Source organism: Enterobacter asburiae (assembly GCF_001521715.1).
Lineage (GTDB): Bacteria > Pseudomonadota > Gammaproteobacteria > Enterobacterales > Enterobacteriaceae > Enterobacter > Enterobacter asburiae.
In genome coordinates this window covers 2,405,584-2,428,530 of sequence record NZ_CP011863.1, presented here as the reverse complement: position 1 = coordinate 2,428,530, position 22,947 = coordinate 2,405,584, and the positions used below count along the sequence as shown (strand labels likewise).

Annotated in this window: 23 protein-coding genes and 1 pseudogene; 15 read left to right on the top strand and 9 right to left on the bottom strand. The window is 54.7% G+C overall.

Annotated elements, in window-relative coordinates; all coding sequences use genetic code 11:
• Window positions 1-5 precede the first annotated feature (5 nt).
• The 4 genes and pseudogenes from ACJ69_RS11870 to yfcG form a co-directional block, all read right to left on the bottom strand.
• Window positions 6-515, bottom strand: coding sequence for a GNAT family N-acetyltransferase (locus ACJ69_RS11870; protein WP_059347091.1), 510 nt, complete (start codon window positions 513-515; stop codon window positions 6-8).
• A 44-nt stretch (window positions 516-559) separates the two neighbouring features.
• Window positions 560-1,453, bottom strand: coding sequence for a TIGR01777 family oxidoreductase (locus tag ACJ69_RS11865; protein ID WP_059347090.1), 894 nt, complete (start codon window positions 1,451-1,453; stop codon window positions 560-562).
• Window positions 1,454-1,466: 13 nt separating this feature from the next.
• Window positions 1,467-1,835 carry a dihydroneopterin triphosphate 2'-epimerase gene (gene folX, locus ACJ69_RS11860; protein WP_023336419.1) on the bottom strand — a complete coding sequence of 123 codons (369 nt, stop codon included), beginning with the start codon at window positions 1,833-1,835 and terminating at the stop codon, window positions 1,467-1,469.
• A gap of 75 nt (window positions 1,836-1,910) precedes the next feature.
• Window positions 1,911-2,539 (bottom strand): annotated as a pseudogene (yfcG, locus tag ACJ69_RS11855) (GSH-dependent disulfide bond oxidoreductase).
• A 139-nt stretch (window positions 2,540-2,678) separates the two neighbouring features.
• On the opposite strand from yfcG, the gene yfcF reads away from it, so the two are divergent.
• Genes yfcF through yfcD form a run of 3 tightly spaced genes read left to right on the top strand, consistent with a single transcriptional unit; the run spans window position 2,679 to window position 4,541 of the window.
• Entirely contained in the window at window positions 2,679-3,323 is a 645-nt protein-coding gene (yfcF, locus tag ACJ69_RS11850; RefSeq protein ID WP_054829675.1) for a glutathione transferase, read from the top strand.
• A gap of 56 nt (window positions 3,324-3,379) precedes the next feature.
• On the top strand, window positions 3,380-3,931 hold the full coding sequence (gene yfcE / locus ACJ69_RS11845; protein WP_029741924.1) for a phosphodiesterase: 552 nt from the start codon (window positions 3,380-3,382) through the stop codon (window positions 3,929-3,931).
• A 55-nt stretch (window positions 3,932-3,986) separates the two neighbouring features.
• Window positions 3,987-4,541 (top strand): NUDIX hydrolase YfcD, encoded by a 555-nt coding sequence (gene yfcD / locus ACJ69_RS11840; protein ID WP_023312551.1) that lies wholly within the window; start codon window positions 3,987-3,989, stop codon window positions 4,539-4,541.
• Window positions 4,542-4,544: 3 nt separating this feature from the next.
• On the opposite strand, the gene ACJ69_RS11835 is transcribed toward yfcD, so the two are convergent.
• The gene (locus tag ACJ69_RS11835; protein ID WP_029741925.1) at window positions 4,545-5,564 is read right to left on the bottom strand and encodes a LacI family DNA-binding transcriptional regulator; all 1,020 of its coding nucleotides are present in this window, start codon (window positions 5,562-5,564) and stop codon (window positions 4,545-4,547) included.
• A gap of 234 nt (window positions 5,565-5,798) precedes the next feature.
• Between ACJ69_RS11835 and ACJ69_RS11830 the strand changes: the two genes are divergently transcribed.
• The 5 genes from ACJ69_RS11830 (at window position 5,799) to ACJ69_RS11810 (ending at window position 9,781) form a co-directional block, all read left to right on the top strand.
• Window positions 5,799-6,242: a PTS sugar transporter subunit IIA gene (locus ACJ69_RS11830; RefSeq protein WP_059347089.1), complete on the top strand. Its 444-nt coding sequence runs from the start codon at window positions 5,799-5,801 to the stop codon at window positions 6,240-6,242.
• Window positions 6,243-6,322: 80 nt separating this feature from the next.
• Entirely contained in the window at window positions 6,323-6,595 is a 273-nt protein-coding gene (locus tag ACJ69_RS11825; protein WP_003861447.1) for a PTS sugar transporter subunit IIB, read from the top strand.
• 21 nt (window positions 6,596-6,616) lie between these two features.
• Window positions 6,617-8,008, top strand: coding sequence for a PTS ascorbate transporter subunit IIC (locus ACJ69_RS11820; protein WP_023336412.1), 1,392 nt, complete (start codon window positions 6,617-6,619; stop codon window positions 8,006-8,008).
• On the top strand, window positions 8,005-8,835 hold the full coding sequence (locus tag ACJ69_RS11815; protein WP_045354309.1) for a transketolase: 831 nt from the start codon (window positions 8,005-8,007) through the stop codon (window positions 8,833-8,835). The genes ACJ69_RS11820 and ACJ69_RS11815 overlap by 4 nt, the downstream gene beginning before the upstream one ends.
• The gene (locus ACJ69_RS11810) at window positions 8,828-9,781 is read left to right on the top strand and encodes a transketolase family protein (protein WP_059347088.1); all 954 of its coding nucleotides are present in this window, start codon (window positions 8,828-8,830) and stop codon (window positions 9,779-9,781) included. Before ACJ69_RS11815 ends, ACJ69_RS11810 begins: the two co-directional genes overlap by 8 nt.
• A 72-nt stretch (window positions 9,782-9,853) precedes the next feature.
• Here the strand turns inward: ACJ69_RS11810 and pta are convergent, their stop codons facing one another.
• Window positions 9,854-11,995 (bottom strand): phosphate acetyltransferase, encoded by a 2,142-nt coding sequence (pta, locus tag ACJ69_RS11805; protein WP_047647201.1) that lies wholly within the window; start codon window positions 11,993-11,995, stop codon window positions 9,854-9,856.
• 76 nt (window positions 11,996-12,071) lie between these two features.
• Window positions 12,072-13,274: an acetate kinase gene (gene ackA, locus ACJ69_RS11800; RefSeq protein ID WP_023312544.1), complete on the bottom strand. Its 1,203-nt coding sequence runs from the start codon at window positions 13,272-13,274 to the stop codon at window positions 12,072-12,074.
• A gap of 337 nt (window positions 13,275-13,611) precedes the next feature.
• Between ackA and yfbV the strand changes: the two genes are divergently transcribed.
• The 4 genes from yfbV to ACJ69_RS11780 all read left to right on the top strand — a co-directional run bounded on the left by yfbV (window position 13,612) and on the right by ACJ69_RS11780 (window position 17,233).
• On the top strand, window positions 13,612-14,067 hold the full coding sequence (gene yfbV / locus ACJ69_RS11795) for a terminus macrodomain insulation protein YfbV (protein ID WP_023312543.1): 456 nt from the start codon (window positions 13,612-13,614) through the stop codon (window positions 14,065-14,067).
• A gap of 92 nt (window positions 14,068-14,159) precedes the next feature.
• A complete protein-coding gene (locus ACJ69_RS11790; RefSeq protein ID WP_023312542.1) occupies window positions 14,160-14,654 on the top strand; it encodes a YfbU family protein in 495 nt (164 codons plus the stop codon).
• Between the two features lie 11 nt (window positions 14,655-14,665).
• A complete protein-coding gene (locus tag ACJ69_RS11785; protein WP_045402709.1) occupies window positions 14,666-15,325 on the top strand; it encodes a sugar phosphatase in 660 nt (219 codons plus the stop codon).
• Between the two features lie 75 nt (window positions 15,326-15,400).
• Window positions 15,401-17,233 carry an SLC13 family permease gene (locus ACJ69_RS11780; protein ID WP_059347087.1) on the top strand — a complete coding sequence of 611 codons (1,833 nt, stop codon included), beginning with the start codon at window positions 15,401-15,403 and terminating at the stop codon, window positions 17,231-17,233.
• 81 nt (window positions 17,234-17,314) lie between these two features.
• On the opposite strand, the gene yfbR is transcribed toward ACJ69_RS11780, so the two are convergent.
• Together yfbR and alaA are read right to left on the bottom strand one after the other, a co-directional pair.
• Window positions 17,315-17,914: a 5'-deoxynucleotidase gene (gene yfbR / locus ACJ69_RS11775; RefSeq protein ID WP_029741932.1), complete on the bottom strand. Its 600-nt coding sequence runs from the start codon at window positions 17,912-17,914 to the stop codon at window positions 17,315-17,317.
• 94 nt (window positions 17,915-18,008) lie between these two features.
• Window positions 18,009-19,223: an alanine transaminase AlaA gene (alaA, locus tag ACJ69_RS11770; RefSeq protein WP_008500204.1), complete on the bottom strand. Its 1,215-nt coding sequence runs from the start codon at window positions 19,221-19,223 to the stop codon at window positions 18,009-18,011.
• A gap of 937 nt (window positions 19,224-20,160) precedes the next feature.
• Here alaA and lrhA point away from each other — a divergent pair.
• The 3 genes from lrhA to nuoB all read left to right on the top strand — a co-directional run bounded on the left by lrhA (window position 20,161) and on the right by nuoB (window position 22,861).
• A complete protein-coding gene (gene lrhA, locus ACJ69_RS11765) occupies window positions 20,161-21,099 on the top strand; it encodes a transcriptional regulator LrhA (protein WP_029741933.1) in 939 nt (312 codons plus the stop codon).
• 631 nt (window positions 21,100-21,730) lie between these two features.
• On the top strand, window positions 21,731-22,171 hold the full coding sequence (gene nuoA, locus ACJ69_RS11760; protein ID WP_014171000.1) for an NADH-quinone oxidoreductase subunit NuoA: 441 nt from the start codon (window positions 21,731-21,733) through the stop codon (window positions 22,169-22,171).
• Window positions 22,172-22,186: 15 nt separating this feature from the next.
• Window positions 22,187-22,861, top strand: coding sequence for an NADH-quinone oxidoreductase subunit NuoB (gene nuoB / locus ACJ69_RS11755; RefSeq protein ID WP_003861482.1), 675 nt, complete (start codon window positions 22,187-22,189; stop codon window positions 22,859-22,861).
• Window positions 22,862-22,947: the final 86 nt, after the last annotated feature.

Below are 22,947 nucleotides of genomic sequence, written 5' to 3'. Positions count from 1 at the left end.
GGGCATCAAGCCGCACCGCACTCCAGCCGATACACCCAGTCGTCATAGCGCACGCCGTCAATTTCATACGCCTTTTCCAGCACCTGCGTACGCACAAACCCTGCTTTCTCCAGCACCCGCACCGAACCGCCGTTGTCCGCCAGCACGTACGCGTTAATCGCTTTTACGCTGGTCTTGTTAAACGCGTAATCGCACACCGCGCGCAGCGCCTCGCTGGCAATCCCTTTTCCCTGCGCGGCAGGCACAACCGTATAGCCGATATCGGCCTCTTCACGATTCTCAGGGCTGATTTGCAGGCCAATATCGCCCAGCGGCGTACCGTCCTCCAGAGAGCGGATCACGAAGACATGCTCCGCCATCAGGCGTGCGGCAAACACGCGGCGGGTCTCTTTTTCCGGCGCGATGGCGGCCATGTAGCGCATGATGCTGCGATCTTCACGCAGCGAACGGAAGAAGGCCCAGTCAGTGGGTTCGAAAGGGGTGAGGTGAAGCCGGGGAGTAGCGATCGTTGCCATTGTTACGCCATATCTTCGGAACATGGCCTGTCACTGTAACATATTCACCGCACTACATCCCCCAGCGCCTCTTCTAATTCATACCAGCGGAACGCAAAGCCGGCTGCTTCCAGCCGTTTTGGCAGCGCCCGCTGTCCGCCTAATACCAGCACAGACGCTTCACCCATCATCAGGCGAATGACCGTGGCAGGCACGCGCAATATCGCCGGGCGGTGCAGGGCATGCCCCAGCGCGTGGGCAAACTGTTCATTACGCACCGGATACGGCGCAACCATGTTAAACGGCCCGCGCAGATCGTTATCCAGCAGCCAGAGAATCCCGTTGACCATATCGTCGATATGGATCCACGCCAGGTACTGACGACCATTGCCGATGGGGCCGCCGAGCCCGAGCCGGAAAGGGGGTAGCATCTTCGCCAGAATGCCGCCTTTCGGCGCCAGCACGACGCCGGTCCGCAGCAGGCAGACGCGGGTACGATCGCTCTGCGCCGCACAGGCGATACGCTCCCACTGGGCGCAGAGCTTATGGGTAAACTCGTTATGGGGCGGCTCTTCCTCGGTCACCACCACCTCATCGAGATCGCCGTAATAGCCCACCGCTGAACCCGAAATCAGCACCGAAGGCGGGGTATGGCTATTGCGGATCAGCTCGACCAGCTTTTCAGTAATGTTCCACCGGCTGCTGCATAAAAGCTGTTTTTGCTCTTCCGTCCAGCGCTTATCGGCGATGGGTTCACCCGCGAGGTTAATAACGGCGTCGAAGCCGTCCAGATTTTGCTGCTCGGCCAGATTTTTCCAGATATCGATACCCGCCCCCAGCACCTGGCGCGCCTTCTCAGGGCTGCGCGTGACCACGGTAATGTCGTGATGCAAAGCCTGCAGACGCGCAATCAGGTGACGACCAATCAGGCCTGTACCGCCGGTCAGCAAAATCTTCATACAACCTCCAGGTTTACGCCTGGCGTCGCCAGCTTAGCGTCATGGAGACGGAATCGGCGTAGCGCAGGGCGTGAAGTTTATCGATCTCAACTTCAGCATAAGTGACCCAGTGATGTTCGCGTGCGATATCGAGCACATCCTGAGTTAATTTTTCCAGCAGAGAGAAGCGGTTATTCTCCACGTACTGAATGATGTTTTTGGTTATTGTGCGGTAGTTCAGCGCGTCGTTGATGTCTTCGCTGGCCCGCGCTTTGTCTGCGGGGTAGTGAATCACCACGTTAATGACAATATCCTGACGGTTGGCGATCTCTTCCTCTTTGATACCGATGAAGGTACGCAAGCGTAAATTTTTTATACGAATAACAGCATCTGGCTGTGACATTGCAGGTCTTCTCCGTGTCAGTATTTCCCGCTCATCATACATGAGAGGCTCGCGGGCACCCAGCCTCATAGAGGGTTAAATCTGCTGGATTTTTTGCATCGCTCGCTCGGTGGCCGGGCGGGTCCGAATGCGCTCAAACCAGTTATTCACCGCCGGGTAAGAGGCCAGGTCAATTCGGTGTTTTTCATGCGTATTCACCCACGGCCAGCAGGCGATATCGGCAATACTGTAATGATCCCCCCCGAGCCACGGCGTTTTCTCCAGCCGACGGTTCAGAACGTCATACAGCCGTTGAGTCTCAACTTGATAGCGTTCTATCGCATAAGGAATGGGCTGCGGGGCGTAAGCGGTAAAGTGATGATTTTGCCCCAGCATGGGCCCCAGCCCGCTCGCCTGCCAGAAGAGCCATTGCAGGGTATGGTGACGCTCGCGCAGTTCGCCGCTCAGCAGTTTGCCGGTTTTCTCCGCCAGGTAGAGCAAAATCTCACCGGATTCAAACAGGCTAAGCGGCCTGCCCCCGTCCGCCGGCTGGTTATCAATAATGGCCGGGATTTTATTATTCGGCGAGATAGCCAGAAAGAGAGGGCTGAACTGATCGCCTTTGCTTATATCAACGCGAATGATCCTGTAATCCAGCTCGGCTTCTTCAAGAAAAAGGGTGATCTTATGGCCGTTTGGGGTAGGGCGTAATAAAGGTCGATCATTCTCAACTCCTGTCCATGCGAATAGTGGTGCCATGACAAATGAGTATAGGTGGTTGTTGTAAATCGTGAGTTTTCATCAAGTGACAGCGAGGCAAAGAGATTATATGTTGAGTAAAAACCGATCAGCTATGAGGATGTTATGAACCAGCCCGTCATCACGTTGTGGTCCGATGCGAATTTTTTTTCTCCCTATGTTATGAGCGTATACGTTGCGCTGGCCGAAAAAGGGCTCACTTTTACGCTGAAGACCGTCGATCTTGACGGCGGTGAACATCTCAAACCGCAGTGGCAGGGTTACGACCTGACCCGACGGGTGCCGGTGCTGGAGATTGACGGTTTTGCCCTGAGCGAATCGTCGGCGATTGATGAATATCTCGAAGATCGGTTCGCGCCCCCCGAGTGGGAGCGCATCTATCCTCACGACCTGCAAAAACGCGCGCGGGCGCGGCAGATCCAGGCGTGGCTGCGTAGCGATCTGGTGCCGATTCGCGTGGAACGCTCGACGGACGTCGTGTTTGCCGAGGTCAAAAAGCCAGCGCTCAGCGCAGAAGGCCGTGAAAGCGCGCAAAAACTGATTGAAAACGCCACCTCGCTCCTCGCACACGGCAACCCGAACCTGTTCGGCGAATGGTGCATTGCCGACGCCGATCTGGCGTTGATGCTTAACCGCCTGATCCTCAACGGCGATGAGGTGCCGCAGCTGCTGGTGGATTATGCCGCGTTTCAGTGGCAGCGCGCCTCCGTGCAGCGCTATGTGGCACTCTCGGCTAAGCGTGCGGGCTGATAAGCCCTGACGCTTCAGGTATGATGGGGGCAGTCTGTTTTCCCGAGGAGTGACTGATGAAACTGATGTTTGCGTCGGATATCCATGGATCGCTGCCCGCTACCGAGCGTGTCCTTTCCCTGTTTGCACAAAGCGGCGCGCAGTGGCTGATTATTCTGGGGGATGTGCTCAATCACGGCCCGCGCAACGCGCTGCCGGAGGGCTACGCTCCGGCACAGGTCGCGGAAAAGCTCAACACGTACGCCTCGCGCATCATCGCCGTTCGCGGCAACTGCGACAGCGAAGTGGATCAGATGCTGCTGCATTTTCCCCTTACCGCGCCATGGCAGCAGGTGCTGCTGGAACAAAGCCGTCTGTTCCTGACGCACGGGCATCTTTTTAGCCCGGATAATCTCCCTGCGCTCGCGGCTGGCGATGTCCTGGTTTACGGTCATACTCATATTCCGGTTGCTGAAAAGCGCGGTGAGATTTATCACTTCAATCCGGGTTCGGTCAGCATACCGAAAGGCGGTTATCCAGCGAGCTATGGCATGCTGGATGGAAATACCCTGCGCGTTATCGCACTTAATGATCAGCAAGTTATTGCGCAGGTAGCGATTAATCCGTAAGTTACACCTCAACTGCAAACGCGCCGAAAGAGCGCTTAGAAGAGAAGGTTTCCCGATGGTGGAGCAGAGTCATTTGGCAAGTACAGAGTGGGTTGACATTGTCAGCGAAGAGAATGAAGTGATCGCGCAGGCCAGCCGCGAACAAATGCGTGCGGAGCGTCTGCGCCACCGCGCAACGTACATTGTTGTGCATGACGGTATGGGCAAAATTCTGGTCCAGCGCCGTACGGATACCAAAGATTTTCTCCCGGGTATGCTGGATGCCACCGCAGGTGGTGTTGTCCAGGCAGATGAAGTGCTGCTGGATTCCGCGCGTCGTGAAGCGGAAGAAGAGTTAGGCATCGCCGGCGTGCCGTTTGCCGAGCACGGTCAGTTCTATTTCGAAGACGAAAACTGCCGCGTCTGGGGCGGGCTGTTTAGCTGCGTTTCTCACGGCCCGTTCGCCCTGCAGGAAGAAGAGGTGAGTGAAGTCAGCTGGATGACGCCGGAAGAGATCACCGCGCGCTGCGACGAGTTTACGCCGGATTCGTTAAAAGCGCTGGCGCTGTGGATGACCCGCAACGCCAAAAACGAATCGACCAAATCAGAAAAAGAGGAAGAGGCTGAGTAAGATTCAGCAACTCTCTCTCAGACACAGACTGGACGCGATGGGCTTTTGATCGCGCCAGTCACCGTCATTCAGACGCTCCAGCAGCGCTTTTCCGGCTTCAATTCCAATCTTACGATGCGGCACCGCCATCGTCGTCAGCGGCGGCTGACAGACGCGACTCACGTCGCTATCGCCAAAGCCTACCACCGCCAGATCGTCCGGCACCTTGATTCGCCTGCGCTGGCACTCGTACAGCGCGCCGCATGCCAGCTCGTCAGAGACGCATACCAGCGCATCCAGCTCCGGCCACGCCAGCAGGAATTCTGGCAGCTGTGCCGCGCCGGTCGAGAAGCTCGGCGGCATCGCCGCGTTAATCACACGGTTCGGCGACATATGGTGGCGAAGCATGGCTTTGTACCAGCCCTGCAAATGCTGCTGGAAAATCCACTGCTCCTGGTTGGCGCACAGCAGGCCAATATTTTGGTAGCCGCGCTTAATCACCATTTCCGTGAGCTCATACATGGCCGCTACGTTATCAATCCCGATATTCATATCAATCGGGTCGGCGCGCATGGCGCCCATCTCCATCACTGGAATAGAGGCGTTTTTCAGCCAGTGGCGAACGGTGTCGGTATGTTCAACGCTGAGCAGGATAGCGGCGGCAATATTTGACGCCAGCAGCGTCTCCAGCAACTTCTCCTCCTGCTCAAGACGATGCTGGGATTCTGCCAGCATGATCTGATACCCGGCAGGCTGTAGCACCTGCTGTAGCCCGGCGAACATCTCCGAGCAGCCGGCTTCGGAGAGATTAGGCACCACCATGGCTATCGTCCACGACGACGCCGAGGCCAGCGCGCTGGCGGCAAGATTAGGCATATAGCCCAGCTCCTGCACGGCAGCTTCAATTTTTTCTCGTAGTTTATCGGAAACCTGCTCGGGCGTGCGGAGTGCACGGGACACGGTCATCGTGCCCACACCGGCAAGCTGTGCGACATCGGCGAGTGTCACTTTACCAGTACTGCGCCGTTTTCGGGTTAGAGACATACACCTTCCTGCTGACCAGACGCGTTCTTCATTTCCTTCGCTTCACGTGACAGGCAGTATACGCCTTAAATCCCTTTTTTTGCTGTGATTTAGCGCCGTGATTGCAATTTGATAGCGCTATCACATTTCTGCATGTTAAGCATTGGTAGCGCTATCTTTGTGATCCCGATCGCAGTCATCCAGCGATGTGTTGAATAAAGTTTGCTCATCTTTAGCGTGTAGCGGGAGTGAAAAGTGCTCAAAAAATGGATATATGATACAACCATCACGCTGCAGGATAGCGTGGAAAACTGGCCGCAGGCGCTGGAGCTGTGCGCGAAGCCGCTTCTGGATATGCAGGTGATTGAGCCTGAATACGTCACGGCCATCATCCAGCAGCACCACACGTTAGGACCTTATTATGTGCTGGCACCGGGGCTGGCGATGCCGCATGCGCGGCCGGAGGAAGGCGCCAAAGGACTGGGGTTGTCTTTATTAAAACTAAAACAGGGCGTCTCGTTTGGTGCCGGTGAGTTTGACCCTGTCGATGTCATTATTATGCTCGCGGCACCCGACAAAAATAGCCATATTGAGATGATCTCATCGCTGGCTGAATTATTTTCCAGCGATGCAGATATGGCTGAACTGCATCAGGCGAATACCCTGGAGGAAATTAAAAAGATTATTGACCGCTTCTGATTTAATTCTTTAATCCGATTATTCACAACATTACGCGCCAGCGTGATGGGGCGTGCTCTACTCAAAATAAGGGGACAACAATGAAAATCATGGCTATTTGCGGCTCCGGCCTGGGCAGCAGTTTTATGGTCGAAATGAATATTAAAAAGGTGCTTAAAAAACTGGAGATTGAGGCTGAGGTTGAACATTCCGACCTCTCCTCGGCCACGCCGGGCGCGGCCGATCTTTTCGTGATGGCAAAAGACATTGCGGCCAGCGCCAGCGTGCCGGAAAGCCAGCTGGTGGTGATTAACAACATCATCGACATCAACGAACTTGAAGCGCAGCTGCGCGCCTGGTTCGAAAGACAATAACCCTGATAAGGCGAGGTGGATATGTTTATCCTTGAAACGCTGAATTTCGTTGTTGATATTTTAAAAGTCCCTTCGGTACTGGTCGGTTTAATTGCGCTTATTGGTCTGGTTGCGCAAAAGAAAGCCTTTTCGGACGTGGTGAAAGGAACGATTAAAACCATTCTTGGCTTTATTGTGCTGGGCGGCGGTGCAACGGTGCTGGTGGGGTCATTAAATCCTTTGGGCGGTATGTTTGAACACGCCTTTACGATTCAGGGCATTATTCCAAACAATGAAGCGATTGTGTCAATTGCGCTGGAGAAATACGGCGCAGCGACCGCCCTGATTATGGCTTTCGGCATGGTGGCGAATATTATCGTCGCGCGCTTTACCCGCCTGAAGTATATCTTCCTGACCGGGCACCACACGTTTTATATGGCGTGCATGATTGGCGTGATCCTTACGGTAGCGGGCTTTGAGGGCGTGGGTCTGGTCTTTACCGGCTCGCTGATCCTCGGCCTGATCATGGCCTTCTTCCCGGCGATTGCCCAGCGCTACATGAAGCGCATTACCGGCAACGATGAAATTGCCTTCGGCCACTTCGGCACGCTGGGCTACGTGCTGTCCGGCTGGATTGGCAGCAAGGTTGGCAAGGGCTCCCGCTCAACCGAAGAGATGAACCTGCCGAAGAACCTGAGCTTCCTGCGCGACAGTTCGATCTCCATCTCCCTGACCATGATGATTATCTACCTCATCCTGGCGGTGAGCGCTGGGCGTGAGTACGTCGAGGCCACCTTCAGCGGCGGCCAGAACTACCTGGTCTACGCCATCATCATGGCCATCACCTTCGCGGCGGGCGTGTTCATCATCCTGCAGGGCGTGCGCCTGATTCTGGCGGAAATCGTCCCGGCCTTTACCGGCTTCTCGGAAAAACTGGTGCCGAACGCGCGTCCTGCGCTGGACTGCCCGGTGGTGTATCCGTATGCGCCGAACGCGGTGCTGATTGGCTTCCTGTTCAGCTTCCTCGGCGGGATTGTAGGGTTGTTCATCTGCGGTCAGTTTAGCTGGGTGCTGATCCTCCCGGGCGTCGTGCCGCACTTCTTCACCGGCGCAACGGCGGGCGTGTTCGGTAACGCCACCGGTGGACGTCGCGGGGCAATGATTGGCGCCTTTGCTAACGGCCTGCTGATCACCTTCCTGCCGGTCCTGCTGCTGCCGGTGCTGGGCGCCATTGGCTTTGCCAACACCACCTTCTCGGACGCCGACTTTGGCGCGGTCGGGATTGTCCTCGGCAACCTGGCGCGCTTCCTGTCGCCGCTTGCCATCACCGGACTGGTCGTGGCGTTGTTCGCTCTGCTGGTGGCGTACAACGTCTTCGCGAAAAACAAACCTGCGGGCGGTAACGCGCAGGAAAATACCGGAGCCAAATCATGAATGAGAAAGAGATAACCGAACTCGCGCGTCAGATCCGTCTTGAGACGCTGAAATCCCTGACGCAGCTGGGCTTTGGACACTATGGCGGCAGTATGTCGGTGGTTGAAACCCTGGCCGTGCTGTACGGCGCGGTGATGAAAATCGACCCGGCGGATCCGGACTGGCCGGAGCGAGACTATTTTGTCCTGTCGAAAGGACACGCGGGCCCGGCGCTCTACAGCACGCTGGCGATCAAGGGCTACTTCCCGGTGGAAGAGCTGAGCACCCTGAACCAGAACGGCACGCGCCTGCCAAGCCACCCGGACCGCCTGAAAACGCGGGGCGTGGACGCCACCACCGGTTCGCTGGGGCAGGGGATCTCCATTGCCGGCGGTATGGCGCTTTCGCACAGGCTGGCGGGGCGACCGAATCGCGTCTTCTGCATCGTCGGTGACGGCGAGCTGAACGAGGGGCAGTGCTGGGAAGCCTTCCAGTTTATTGCCCACCATCGCCTGAACAACCTGACGGTGTTCGTGGACTGGAACAAACAGCAGCTCGACGGCGAGCTGGACGAGATCATCAGTGCGTTCGACCTGGAGGGGAAATTCCGCGCCTTTGGCTTTGACGTGGCGACGGTGAAGGGCGACGACATTCCGGGTCTGCTGGCAGTAACGTCGCGGGTCCCGGCTGCCGATGCGCGTCCGTTAGTCGTTATCCTCGACAGCATCAAGGGGCAGGGAGTGCCGTACCTGGAGCAGCTCAGCAACTCGCACCACCTGCGGTTGACCGCAGAGAGCAAAGCGGCCCTCAACGAGACGATTCGCCAACTGGAGGCTTCACATGATTAAGGTTGCACCGGCAGGACATAAAGACGCCGTTGAGATGCGTAAGGTCTACGCGAGCTTCGTGGCAAAGCAGATTGAGGCAGGAAGCGAGATTATCGCCCTGGAAGCGGATCTGATGAGCTCGATGGCGATGGACGGCGTGGCGCGCGATTATCCGCAGCACGTGATTAACTGCGGCATTATGGAGGCCAACGTCATCGGCACCGCGGCGGGGCTGTCGCTTACCGGGCGTAAGCCGTTCGTGCATACCTTCACCGCGTTTGCCAGCCGTCGCTGCTTTGACCAGCTGTTTATGTCCCTGGACTATCAGCGCAACAACGTGAAGGTCATTGCCTCGGATGCGGGCGTGACGGCCTGCCACAACGGCGGGACGCATATGTCGTTTGAGGATATGGGCATTGTGCGCGGCCTGGCGCACTCGGTGGTGCTGGAGGTGACCGACGCGGTGATGTTCGAGGACGTGCTGCGCCAGCTTATCGAACTCGAAGGCTTCTACTGGGTGCGGACCATTCGTAAGCAGGCGCCGAGCGTGTATGCCCCGGGCACAACCTTCACCATCGGCAAAGGTAACGTGCTGCGCGAAGGAACCGATATTACCCTGATTGCCAACGGCATCATGGTGGCGGAAGCGCTGGAAGCGGCGCGCCAGCTGGAGCAGGAGGGGGTAAGCGCGGCGGTCATCGACATGTTTACCCTGAAGCCTATCGACCGGATGCTGGTGAAAAACTACGCCGAGAAAACCGGACGCATCGTCACCTGTGAAAACCACAGCATTCACAACGGCCTGGGGTCGGCGGTGGCGGAAGTGCTGGTGGAAACCTGCCCGGTACCGATGCGGCGGGTGGGCGTCAAGGAGCGTTACGGCCAGGTGGGGACGCAGGATTTCCTGCAGAAGGAGTATGGCCTGACGGCACATGACATTGTGTCGGCGGCGCGAGAGCTGCTGTAAATAAAAAAGGCGACCCTTTGTGGTCGCCTTTTTGTTGCCCGGTAAGCGCTAGCGCTACCGGGCTTTTTGACATTACTGCTGCTGCGAAGACTGAATCGCGGTCAGAGCGATGGTGTAGACGATATCGTCAACCAGCGCGCCACGAGACAGGTCGTTCACAGGTTTGCGCATGCCCTGCAGCATTGGCCCGATGGAGATCAGGTCTGCTGAACGCTGCACCGCTTTGTAGGTGGTGTTACCGGTGTTCAGATCCGGGAAGATGAACACGGTAGCGCGACCTGCAACCGGCGAGTTCGGCGCTTTGGATTTCGCAACGTCGGCCATCACGGCGGCGTCATACTGCAGCGGACCGTCGATCATCAGGTCAGGACGTTTTTCCTGCGCCAGACGGGTCGCTTCACGTACTTTCTCTACGTCGCTACCTGCACCAGAGGTACCGGTGGAGTAGGAGAGCATCGCTACGCGCGGTTCGATACCGAAGGCAATCGCGGAGTCCGCGGACTGGATAGCGATTTCTGCCAGCTGCTCTGCGGTTGGATCCGGGTTGATCGCGCAGTCGCCGTAAACGTAAACCTGTTCAGGCAGCAGCATGAAGAACACGGAAGAAACCAGAGAGCTGCCCGGTGCAGTTTTGATCAGCTGCAGCGGTGGGCGGATGGTGTTCGCCGTGGTGTGAACCGCACCGGAAACAAGACCGTCAACTTCGTCCTGCTCCAGCATCAGCGTACCCAGCACCACGTTGTCTTCCAGCTGTTCGCGCGCAACGGCTTCGGTCATGCCCTTGCTCTTACGCAGCTCAACCAGACGGGCAACGTAGCTTTCGCGAACCACTTCCGGGTCAACGATTTCGATGCCAGCGCCCAGCTCAACGCCCTGAGACGCCGCAACGCGGGTGATCTCATCCGGGTTACCCAGCAGCACACAGGTCGCGATGCCGCGCTCTGCACAGATAGCAGCTGCTTTAACGGTACGTGGTTCGTCGCCTTCTGGCAGAACAACGCGTTTGCCCGCTTTACGCGCCAGCTCGGTCAGCTGGTAACGGAATGCTGGAGGAGACAGGCGGCGGCTGCGCTCGGAGGTCGCAGTCAGGGATTCGATCCAGTCTGCGTTGATGTAGCCCGCAACGTATTCCTGAACTTTCTCGATACGCTCGTGGTCATCAACCGGCACTTCCAGGTTGAAGCTCTGCAGGCTCAGGGAGGTCTGCCAGGTGTTGGTGTTCACCATGAAGACCGGCAGGCCGGTCGCAAACGCGCGTTCGCACAGCTTGCTGACGCGTGGGTCCATCTCGTAGGCACCGGTCAGCAGGATCGCACCGATTTCCACGCCGTTCATCGCGGCCAGGCAGGCGGCAACCAGCACGTCAGGACGGTCTGCGGAGGTCACCAGCAGGGAACCTGCGCGGAAGTGTTCCAGCATGTGCGGAATGCTGCGCGCACAGAAGGTCACGGACTTCACGCGACGGGTGTTGATGTCGCCTTCGTTAACGATGGTAGCGTTCAGGTGACGCGCCATATCGATTGCACGGGTGGCAATCAGATCGAAGCTCCATGGCACCGCGCCCAGTACTGGCAGCGGGCTGGATTCCTGCAGCTTAGCCGGGTCAACTTTGACAACTTTCGCTTTGGAAGAGTCGTCGAAGATCTCGGACAGGTCAGGGCGAGTACGGCCCTGCTCATCCACCGGTGCGTTCAGTTTGTTCACGATCACGCCGGTGATATTGGTGTTTTTCGCGCCGCCGAAGCTGCTGCGCGTCAGTTCGATACGCTCGTTCAGCTGCTCTGGGGTGTCGGTGCCCTGAGACATCACGAAAACGATCTCTGCGTTCAGGGTTTTCGCGATTTCAAAGTTCAGAGACTGGGCAAACTGGTGTTTGCGCGTCGGGACCAGACCTTCAACCAGCACCACTTCCGCGTCTTGGGCGTTAGCATGGTAGTTGGCGATGATTTCTTCCATCAGCACGTCTTTCTGGTTGCTGGACAGCAGAGATTCAACGTGGCTCATCTTCAGCGGTTCAGCCGCTGGCAGATTGGAGTTCTTGCGAACGATGGTGGTGGTCTGGTCTGGCGCATCGCCACCGGCACGTGGCTGGGCGATTGGCTTAAAGACGCTCAGACGAACGCCTTTGCGTTCCATAGCACGGATAACGCCAAGGCTGACGCTGGTCAGGCCGACGCTGGTTCCGGTAGGGATCAGCATAATAGTACGGGACACGGTTTATCCTCTTTCGTTACCGCCGCGATTGGGCGGGTTACAAAACAGCACCGCCAGCATTGCTGGCGGTGTGGAATCAGGCAGTCAGGCGGTGCGCGTCTTGCGCAATGACCAGTTCTTCGTTAGTTGGGATAACGAGAGCAGGGCGGGTGCCTTCTTTGTTGATGAAGCCAGACTTGCCGAAGCGGGCAGCCAGGTTACGCTCGTGATCAACGTCGAAGCCCAGAACGCCCAGTTTGCCCAGGGACAGTTCACGAACCATTGCCGCGTTCTCACCGATACCACCGGTGAAGATAACCGCGTCCAGACGGCCTTCCATCAGCGCAGTGTAAGAGCCGATGTACTTCGCCAGACGGTGGCAGTAAACGTCCATTGCACGTTTAGCGTCTTCTTTCTCTGCGTAGTTGTCTTCAACGTAACGGCAGTCGCTGGTGACTTCGGTCAGACCCAGCAGGCCAGACTCTTTGGTCAGCATTTTGTTGATCTGGTCAACGCTCATGCCCAGGGTGTCGTGCAGGTGGAAGATGATCGCCGGGTCGATGTCACCGGAACGGGTACCCATCACCAGACCTTCCAGCGGGGTCAGACCCATAGAAGTATCAACACATTTACCGTTGCGGATAGCGGAAACAGAACCACCGTTGCCCAGGTGGCAGGTGATGATGTTCAGTTCTTCAACCGGCTTGTTCAGGACTTTAGCGGCTTCCTGAGTCACATAGAAGTGGCTGGTGCCGTGCGCGCCGTAACGACGTACGCCGTGTTCTTTGTACAGGCTGTATGGCAGGGCATAGAGGTAAGACTCTTCCGGCATGGTCTGATGGAACGCGGTGTCGAATACGGCCACGTTTTTGTCTTTCAGATTCGGGAAGGATTTCAGCGCTTCAGCGATACCGATCAGGTGAGCCGGGTTGTGCAGCGGTGCGAAGGACGCAGAGTCCTTGATGCCCTGGATCACAGATTCGTCGATTACGACGGAGCTGGTGTATTTTTCGCCGCCGTGGACGATACGGTGACCAATCGCAGTCAGCTGAGCAGACAGTTCTGGTTTTTGTGCCAGAATAGTGTTAACGATAAAGTTCAGCGCTTCACTGTGAGCGGCGCCTGCACCTAAAGCCGCTTCTTGTTTGCTGCCGTCCATCTTCCACTTGATACGTGCTTCAGGCAGATGGAAACATTCGGCCAAACCAGAGAGGTATTCGTCACCGTTGAGCGCATCGATGATGGCGAATTTCAGTGAGGAGCTACCGCAGTTCAGAACCAGTACTAACTTACTCGACATGGAAGTACCTATTATTGATACGTGGCTAAAAAAACGTCAGTGAGTCTAACAGCGTAACGCATGATGACTCAGACATTTATGATTAACATCATGCCAAACGAACATTGTGGCATGATGGAAGAAATAACTATGATTTTATGCCATTTTGCACAATTTTCAGCCAATGGCATAATATGCAATAATTTGACGAGTTAATGATTCTCGTCTATGGCCCTATCAGGCTGGCACAGGATACCCGATACGGGGTAGTGATGACAAAATATTTTGAACGTTGTCATAGCTTGTTGTGGTTTTGCACGAAAATTTTAATTTTTATATGTGAAGTTGAGGTACAGCCATGTCGACACCAGAGAACCCGTCCGTAAATTTCTTTAGTCTGTTTCGTCGGGGACAGCATTACGCAAAGACGTGGCCGATGGAAAAGCGCCTTGCGCCGATGTTTATTGAGAATCGCACCATCCGCGCCACGCGCTATGCGATTCGCTTTATGCCGCCAGTCGCTGTCTTTACGCTGTGCTGGCAGATTGCGTTGGGTGGGCAGCTTGGCCCTGCCGTCGCGACGGCGCTCTTCGCATTAAGCCTGCCGATGCAGGGCCTGTGGTGGTTAGGTAAACGGTCCATCACTCCGCTTCCCCCTTCTATTTTACACTGGTTTTATGAAGTGCGCGGAAAACTGGAGGAGGCCGGGCAGGCGCTCGCCCCGGTTGAAGGCAAGCCGGATTACCAGGCGCTGGCGGACACGTTAAAGCGCGCTTTTAAGCAACTGGATAAAACATTCCTCGATGACTTGTGATTGATCATCGAAACGACGACGAAAAGAAGGCACAGTAACAATCAGTTACCGTGTCTTTTTTTTAAAGTGCAATGCGCTACAGGAGTCGAAAGATGGAAATGACCCATGCTCAACGTCTGATTTTGTCTAACCAGTACAAGATGATGACTATGCTTGATCCCGATAACGCTGCGCGCTACAGCCGCCTGCAAACCATCGTAGAACGCGGTTTTGGTTTGCAAATGCGCGAACTGGACCGCGAGTTTGGCGAGCTGAAAGAAGAAACCTGCCGCATCGTGATCGACATTATGGAGATGTATCACGCCCTGCACGTGTCCTGGACGAATCTCAAAGATCAGCAGTCCATTGACGAGCGCCGGGTGACCTTCTTAGGCTTTGATGCCGCAACGGAAGCGCGTTATCTGAGCTATGTTCGCTTTATGGTGAATACAGAAGGGCGCTATACCCACTTTGACGCGGGCACCCACGGCTTCAACGCGCAGACCCCAATGTGGGAGAAATATCAGCGTATGCTAAGCGCGTGGCACGCCTGCCCGCGTCAGTACCATTTAAGCAGCAACGAAATTCAACAAATCATTAATGCCTGACGGAGGTGCGTGTGCAGTGTAGAGGTTTTCTGTTTGATCTGGACGGTACGCTGGTAGATTCGCTGCCGGTTGTGGAGCGTTCGTGGTGCCATTGGGCTGACCGACATGGCATCGACCATCAGGACGTGCTGAATTTTATCCATGGCAAACAGGCCATTACCTCGCTACGGCACTTCCTGGCCGGACGCTCTGAGGACGAAATTCAGGCGGAGTTCAAATACCTGGAACACATTGAAGCCACGGATACGGACGGCATCACAGCCTTACCGGGCGCGCGCGAGCTGCTTGAGCATCTGAACGAGGCGCAGATCCCGTGGGCTATCGTTACCTCAGGCTCCATTCCCGTCGCCCACGCCCGTCATAAGGCGGCAGGTTTACCGAAGCCGGAAGTGTTTATCACTGCGGAGCGCGTAAAGCGCGGTAAACCGGAACCCGACGCGTTTTTACTGGGCGCTGAACTGTTGGGCCTCGCGCCCGCAGAGTGCGTGGTGGTGGAAGATGCGGCCGCTGGCGTATTGGCCGGGCTGAACGCCGGAAGCCACGTTATCGCGGTGAATGTTCCGGCGGGATCTCCCCGCCTGGAGGAAGCAGATTTTGTGCTGGATTCACTGACGGCGCTGGCTGTTTCGAAAGCCTCTGACGGGGTTGTAACCGTCTCGCTAAAAATGTAATCACATGATATAGCCCCACATTGCTGGGGCTTTTTTATGGCAAAATTCCTCATCTCCCACTGACAAGGACATGTTGTGAACGGTGAACTGATTTGGGTCCTGAGCCTGCTTTTAATCGCCATCCTTCTTTTTGCAACGGGCAAGGTACGCATGGACGCCGTCGCCTTGTTTGTCATCGTCGCGTTTGTGCTGAGCGGTACGCTCACGCTGCCGGAAGCCTTCTCCGGGTTTAGCGATCCCAACGTTATCCTGATTGCCGCCCTGTTTATTATCGGTGATGGGCTGGTGCGTACCGGCGTGGCAACCATCATGGGGTCGTGGCTGGTGAAGGTGGCGGGCAGCAGCGAAACGAAAATGCTGATCTACCTGATGGTGACCGTCGCCGGGCTGGGGGCGTTTATGAGCTCAACGGGCGTGGTCGCAATCTTTATACCGGTGGTGCTGAGCGTCTCTATGCGGATGCAGATCTCGCCGTCGCGCCTGATGATGCCCCTGAGTTTTGCCGGTTTGATCAGCGGAATGATGACGCTGGTAGCAACGCCGCCGAACCTGGTCGTCAACAGCGAGCTTATCCGGGAAGGATTTCAGGGCTTCAGTTTTTTCAGCGTCACCCCGCTTGGGCTGGTCATTCTGGTCCTGGGCGTGGTCTACATGCTGCTGACCCGCTTTGCCCTGAAAGGTGAAAAACAGGACAAAAATAAAGAAGGGTGGAAGCGACGCACCTTCCGCGATCTGATTAAAGAGTACCGTCTCACCGGGCGCGCGCGCCGTCTGGCTATTCGCCCCGGCTCGCCGATGGTGGGACAGCGCCTGGACGACCTGAAGCTGCGTGAGCGCTATGGCGCAAACGTGATCGGCGTAGAGCGCTGGCGTCGTTTTCGCCGGGTGATCGTCAACGTCAACGGAGTGTCGGAATTCCGCGCGCGGGACGTCCTGCTGATTGATATGTCCACCGCGGACGTGGATCTGCGCGAGTTTTGCAGCGAGCAGCTGCTGGAACCGATGGTGCTGCGCGGGGAGTATTTCTCCGATCAAGCGCTGGATGTCGGTATGGCCGAAGTATCGCTGATCCCGGAATCGGAACTGCTGGGCAAAACCGTGCGGGAAATGGGGTTCCGAACCCGCTATGGCCTGAATGTCGTGGGCCTGAAGCGCGATGGCGTGGCGATGGAAGGGGCGGTGGTGGATGAGCCGATCCTGCTGGGCGATATCTTCCTCGTTGTCGGTAACTGGAAGCTGATTAGCCAGCTCGGGCAGAAAGGGCGCGATTTTGTGGTACTCAACATGCCTGTTGAGGAGAGCGATGCTTCCCCGGCGCACAGCCAGGCGCCCCACGCGATTTTTTGTCTGGTGCTGATGGTGGCGCTGATGCTGACCGATGAAATCCCCAATCCGGTTGCGGCAATTATCGCCTGCCTGTTGATGGGCAAATTCCGCTGCATTGACGCCGAAAGCGCGTATAAAGCCATTCACTGGCCGAGCATTATCCTCATCGTCGGGATGATGCCTTTTGCCCTGGCGCTGCAAAAAACCGGCGGGGTGGATCTGATCGTTAAAGGCTTAATGGACGTTGGCGGCGGGTATGGGCCGTACATGATGCTGGTCTGTCTGTTTATCATGTGCGCCACCATCGGTCTGTTTATCTCCAATACCGCGACGGCGGTACTGATGGCGCCGATTGCGCTAGCGATGGCCAAATCCATGGGCGTGTCGCCGTATCCCTTTGCGATGATGGTCGCAATGGCGGCCTCTGCGGCGTTTATGACGCCAGTTTCTTCACCGGTGAATACGCTGGTGCTGGGGCCCGGGAATTACAGGTTCAGTGATTTCGTGAAGCTGGGCGTGCCGTTCACCGTGATGGTGATGGTGGTGTGCGTGGTATTGATACCGGTCCTGTTCCCGTTCTGATAATTTTGCCGGGGGGCGGCTGCGCCTTACCCGGGCAACAACCCGTAGGCCCTGCAAGCGCAGCGCCGCGGGGCAAACAGATTACAACGGTGAATCCTGGCTAATCTCATCCAGCGACAGATGGAAGCTCGGCACAAATACCTGCATAAAATAGTCCATCTCTGCGCTGCGGCGGGATTCCAGCGTTTTTTCCAGACGCGTTTTCGCCAGTAAAAATTCGTTATTCCCTGCAGATAGCTCTTCCAGACACTTCAGGTAGGCGCAGAGCGCGTCGGCCTGTTTGACCAGCGACTTTTCATCTTCCGTGTACTGATGCTCATCGATGAGCGGCTCAAAGATGTCGCGCAACTCATCCGGCACCATGTCAATCAGCTTCTGCTGGGCAATCTTCTCGATGGCCTTGTATTCCTGCGCAATTTGCGAGTTGAAATATTTCACCGGCGTGGGCAGGTCGCCTGTCAGCACTTCCGACGCATCGTGGTACATCGCCAGCAGTGCGATGCGCTCTGGATTGACCTGACCGTTGAATTTGCGGTTTTTAATGGCGGCCAGCGCGTGAGCGACCATCGCAACCTGTAGGCTGTGCTCTGACACATTCTCTGTGCGCACGTTGCGCATCAGCGGCCAGCGATTGATGAGTTTCAGGCGGGAGAGGTGGGCGAAGAAATGACTCTGACTCATAGGTTACCTTTTGTCTTCACTGCGACAGGCGTTCATTGTGCGGGGAGGGGAGGGAAGATGCAAATCAGGCTACCGAAGTAGCCTGATTTTAAGATTACTGATGGTATCCGGACAGGAAGCGCCCGAAGCGGCTGATGGCCATTTCGAGGTCATCTTCGCGCGGCAGCGTCACGATGCGCACGTGATCCGGCCACGGCCAGTTAAACGCCGTCCCCTGAACCAGCAGCACTTTTTCCTGCAGCAGGAAATCGAGCACCATTTTCTGGTCGTCGTGAATATTGAAACGCTTCGCGTCAATTTTCGGGAACATATAGAGCGCGCCATTCGGCTTCACGCAGGAGACGCCTGGGATATCGTTGATCAGCTCCCACGCGCGGTTGCGCTGTTCGTACAGGCGACCACCGGGAACGATGAACTCGCTAATGCTCTGATAACCGCCGAGAGCCGTCTGGATCGCGTGCTGCGCCGGAACGTTGGCACATAAACGCATGGAGGCCAGCATCTCCAGCCCTTCAATATAGCCTTTGGCGTGCTTTTTCGGACCGTTCAGTACCATCCAGCCCTGGCGGAAACCGGCCACGCGGTAGGTTTTAGACAGGCCGTTAAAGGTGACGGTCAGCAGATCCGGGGCCAGCGCAGCGATTGAATGGTGCTGTGCCGCGTCGTACAGGATCTTGTCGTAGATTTCGTCGGCAAAGATGATCAGGTTGTGCTGGCGGGCGAGCTCGACGATCTCCATCAGCAGCTCTTTTGAGTACACTGCGCCCGTCGGGTTGTTCGGGTTAATGATCACGATGCCGCGCGTGCGGGGCGTAATTTTTGCGCGAATATCATCGAGGTCCGGGAACCAGTCAGAGGACTCGTCGCAGAGATAGTGCACGGCTTTACCGCTCGACAGTGATACGGCAGCCGTCCACAGCGGATAGTCCGGCGCGGGTACCAGCATTTCGTCCCCGCTGTTCAGCAGCGCCTGCATCGCCTGCACGATCAGTTCGGAAACGCCGTTGCCGATATAGATATCTTCAACGGTAACATCACGCATACCGCGTGCCTGGTAGTGCTGCATGATGGCTTTACGTGCGGAGTAAAGTCCTTTTGAATCGCAATAGCCTTGTGCAGTAGGAAGGTTGCGGATCACATCAACCAGAATTTCATCCGGCGCTTCAAAACCAAATGGCGCAGGGTTACCGATGTTGAGTTTCAGAACCTTATTGCCTTCCTCTTCAAGGCGTTTTGCCTCTTTCAGAACCGGGCCGCGGATGTCATAACAGACGTTATCTAGCTTGCTGGATTTTTCGATAGGGGACATGAACCTTTAACCTTTTCGCTATTATTGCCACTCCCTGCCGTGGAAGTCAGCACGGAATAATGTACTCCCCCCTCGCTTCGTTTTGAAGGGTTTGCAGTAGAAGATTTTGTGTCGGGAATAAAATTCTGATAAATCTTTTTCGCTGTTCGTAAGCTTTTTCACTGTCTTAAAGTTGTGCGCATAGCATGATGACAGGTTAAATGTGCTATTCATTTGTCAAAATTCTGTATATTGTGCTAGTGAAAATAAGTGGTGAACCTGACAGCGGAAGCAATCACCCTGAGTGACTTTTCGTAAAACCTGAATGCTTGATACATGTTCCTGTAAAAGCGTAATGTGGCTAAAAGTTACTCATGTGAAATTAATGTTAAGTGCCATTAATGAATGGTCTTAATCTAAATTAAAATTTATTTATTATTAACCTATAAAATGCAACTTTAGTTAATTTTAATAAAATTAGTTTAGAAGCTTAACATTCTTCTTTAATCCTCAATATTGCAATAAGACTTATAAATAAAGTGGATTTGGGTTAAGATGTCTTTCAGGAAAGCAGAGAACAGATGCAAGAATTTTGTATATCTGGCACTGACTTTTCGAATTAATTGATTGTTATTGTTGGAGTTATCTCTGGCTGGAATGTGTCAAACATCTCCTGCTACGTTGACAACGCTGCGATAAAGATGGCAGAAAAGGTGTTATACCTTTAATGTAATTTACATAAACCTGCGAACATCTAAATATCCTGAACGTTTAAGAGAATAAAAATAACGTCATGAAACGTGCTTTCTGACTGTTGATATAAAGCAGCACAATAACTATCTGTCAGGCAGTCTGCCGGGCCGGGATGCGAGGGAAAACCTTCAGAGGGAATTGCTTAACTGTTACACACAGCTTCAACCCGGGCAGCTCCGCACGAGCAACCTGAAAGTGAATAGATATGATAAATGCAAATCGTCCGATAATGAATCTCGACCTCGATCTGCTGAGAACGTTTGTTGCGGTCGCCGATCTCAACACTTTTGCAGCTGCTGCTGCCGCCGTTTGCCGAACTCAGTCCGCCGTTAGCCAGCAAATGCAGCGGCTGGAGCAGCTGGTCGGTAAAGAGCTTTTTGCACGTCACGGGCGTAATAAGCTCTTAACGGAACACGGTATTCAGCTACTGGGTTATGCCAGGAAAATTCTTCGCTTTAATGATGAAGCATGTATGTCATTAATGTTTAGCAACCTTCAAGGGGTGCTAACGTTAGGCGCATCTGATGAGTCAGCGGATACTATATTGCCGTTTCTTCTCAATCGTATTAGTTCGGTTTATCCGAAGCTTGCGCTTGACGTTAGCGTAAAACGTAATGCCTTTATGGTTGAGATGTTAAATGAGCATAAAGTCGACCTGGTGGTGACGACGCATCGTCCCGGGCAGTTTGATTGCCTGACGCTGCGCACATCGCCTACGCACTGGTATTGTGCAGCCGAGTACGTGCTGCAAAAAGGGGAGCCGGTTCCGCTGGTATTACTGGATGACCCGAGCCCGTTCCGCGATATGGTACTCACGGCGCTGAATGAGGCCAACATTCCGTGGCGTCTGGCGTATGTGGCTTCCACGCTGCCAGCGGTTCGTGCCGCCGTGAAGGCTGGTCTGGGTGTAACGGCCCGTCCGGTAGAGATGATGAGTCCCGATCTGCGCGTCCTGGGGAAATCCGATGGTCTTCCTGCGCTGCCGGATACGGAGTATCTGCTCTGCCACAATTCGTCCAGCCATAACGAGTTGGCAAAAGTGGTGTTCGAGGCGATGGAAAACTACCATAACCCGTGGCAGTTCGAGCGCGTTACCTCCGAAGGGGGGGATGATTCCCTTATCGTCGAAGGGGATTTTGAGTGATCGATAGCTCAATATTCTGGTAACAAAATGTAAGTGTAGAAAAAAGCCACTCATGTGATTTTCACATGCAGTGGCTTTTTTTAAGCAATAATACCCGCTTATGGCGCATGGATTTTCAGGATATTATTTTACTTATCAATAAGGTGAATGCTTTAGCTTAAAACTTGTCCATTTTCCGTTCTAACTTCATCCATATCCTTCTCATGTTAAAAAAACAGGAAATATGTTGCCGTTTTCCATGTTGAATTAACAAAAGCGTGTCGCAGATCAAGAAAATACTCCTATTTGGGGGGAGGAATCGTTGGCAAATCCTGTCAAAATAGGAGGGTTATTTTTTTTACTTCCGAAACGGACACGATTCAACAACATACATTTGACGGAAAGTCATGCACCCACCAGGGTTAAAGGGCACCAAATGTTAATGAGAATCGCTCGATGTAATTTAATGTGAAGAAACCTTTGTTAAAGTTGACAATAGGTTATAGAAAGGAGTAAAAAACCCCATCATTTTGCTGTCTACGTCTCATTTCTGACAGTTAGTGTAAGGTTATTTGTTCCTCCCCATGAATCGATGTGATGCCCATCTGCCAGCAAGAGCAGTGTCGTTGGTATCACTTTTGATGAGTAAGCAATGAGTATGTCAACATCCACAGAAGTCATCGCTCATCACTGGGCATTCGCAATCTTTCTTATTGTAGCCATTGGCCTGTGCTGCCTGATGTTAGTCGGCGGCTGGTTCCTGGGCGGTCGCGCCCGTGCAAGGCACAAAAACACACCTTTCGAATCAGGTATTGATTCAGTAGGTTCCGCTCGCTTACGCCTGTCTGCCAAGTTCTATCTGGTAGCCATGTTCTTCGTCATCTTTGACGTGGAAGCGCTTTACCTTTTCGCATGGTCAACGTCCATCCGCGAAAGTGGTTGGGTGGGCTTTGTCGAGGCCGCAATTTTCATTTTAGTGCTACTGGCCGGTCTGGTTTATCTGGTGCGTATTGGCGCGCTTGACTGGACGCCTGCGCGTTCACGTCGTGAACACATCAACCCGGAAAACAGTATCTCTAATCGTCAGCAGTAACAGCGAGGCAATAAGATGGATTATACGCTCACCCGCATAGATCCTAACGGTGAGAATGACCGTTACCCCCTGCAAAAACAGGAGATCGTAACCGACCCCCTGGAGCAAGAAGTCAATAAAAGCGTGTACATGGGCAAGCTCGAACATGCCATGCACGATATGGTCAACTGGGGTCGTAAGAACTCCATCTGGCCGTACAACTTTGGTCTTTCTTGCTGCTACGTTGAAATGGTGACGTCATTCACTGCGGTGCATGACGTTGCGCGTTTTGGGGCCGAGGTACTCCGTGCTTCCCCGCGTCAGGCTGACCTGATGGTGGTTGCCGGTACGTGCTTTACCAAGATGGCACCTGTTATTCAGCGTCTTTATGACCAGATGCTGGAGCCAAAATGGGTTATCTCCATGGGCGCATGTGCAAACTCTGGCGGTATGTACGACATTTATTCCGTCGTGCAGGGCGTAGATAAATTTATCCCAGTGGATGTGTACATCCCGGGTTGTCCGCCACGTCCGGAAGCCTACATGCAGGCGCTGATGCTGCTGCAGGAGTCTATCGGTAAAGAACGTCGCCCACTGTCGTGGGTTGTTGGCGATCAGGGTGTGTATCGCGCGAACATGCAGTCTGAGCGCGAGCGTAAACGTGGTGAACGTATTGCCGTCACCAACCTGCGTACGCCTGACGAAATTTAATTTGCGCCTGTAGGCCTGGAGAACACCTTCGCATATCACTACTCAAATAGCGCGAAGCCAGGCTCAACAGTCACCACGGACCATTT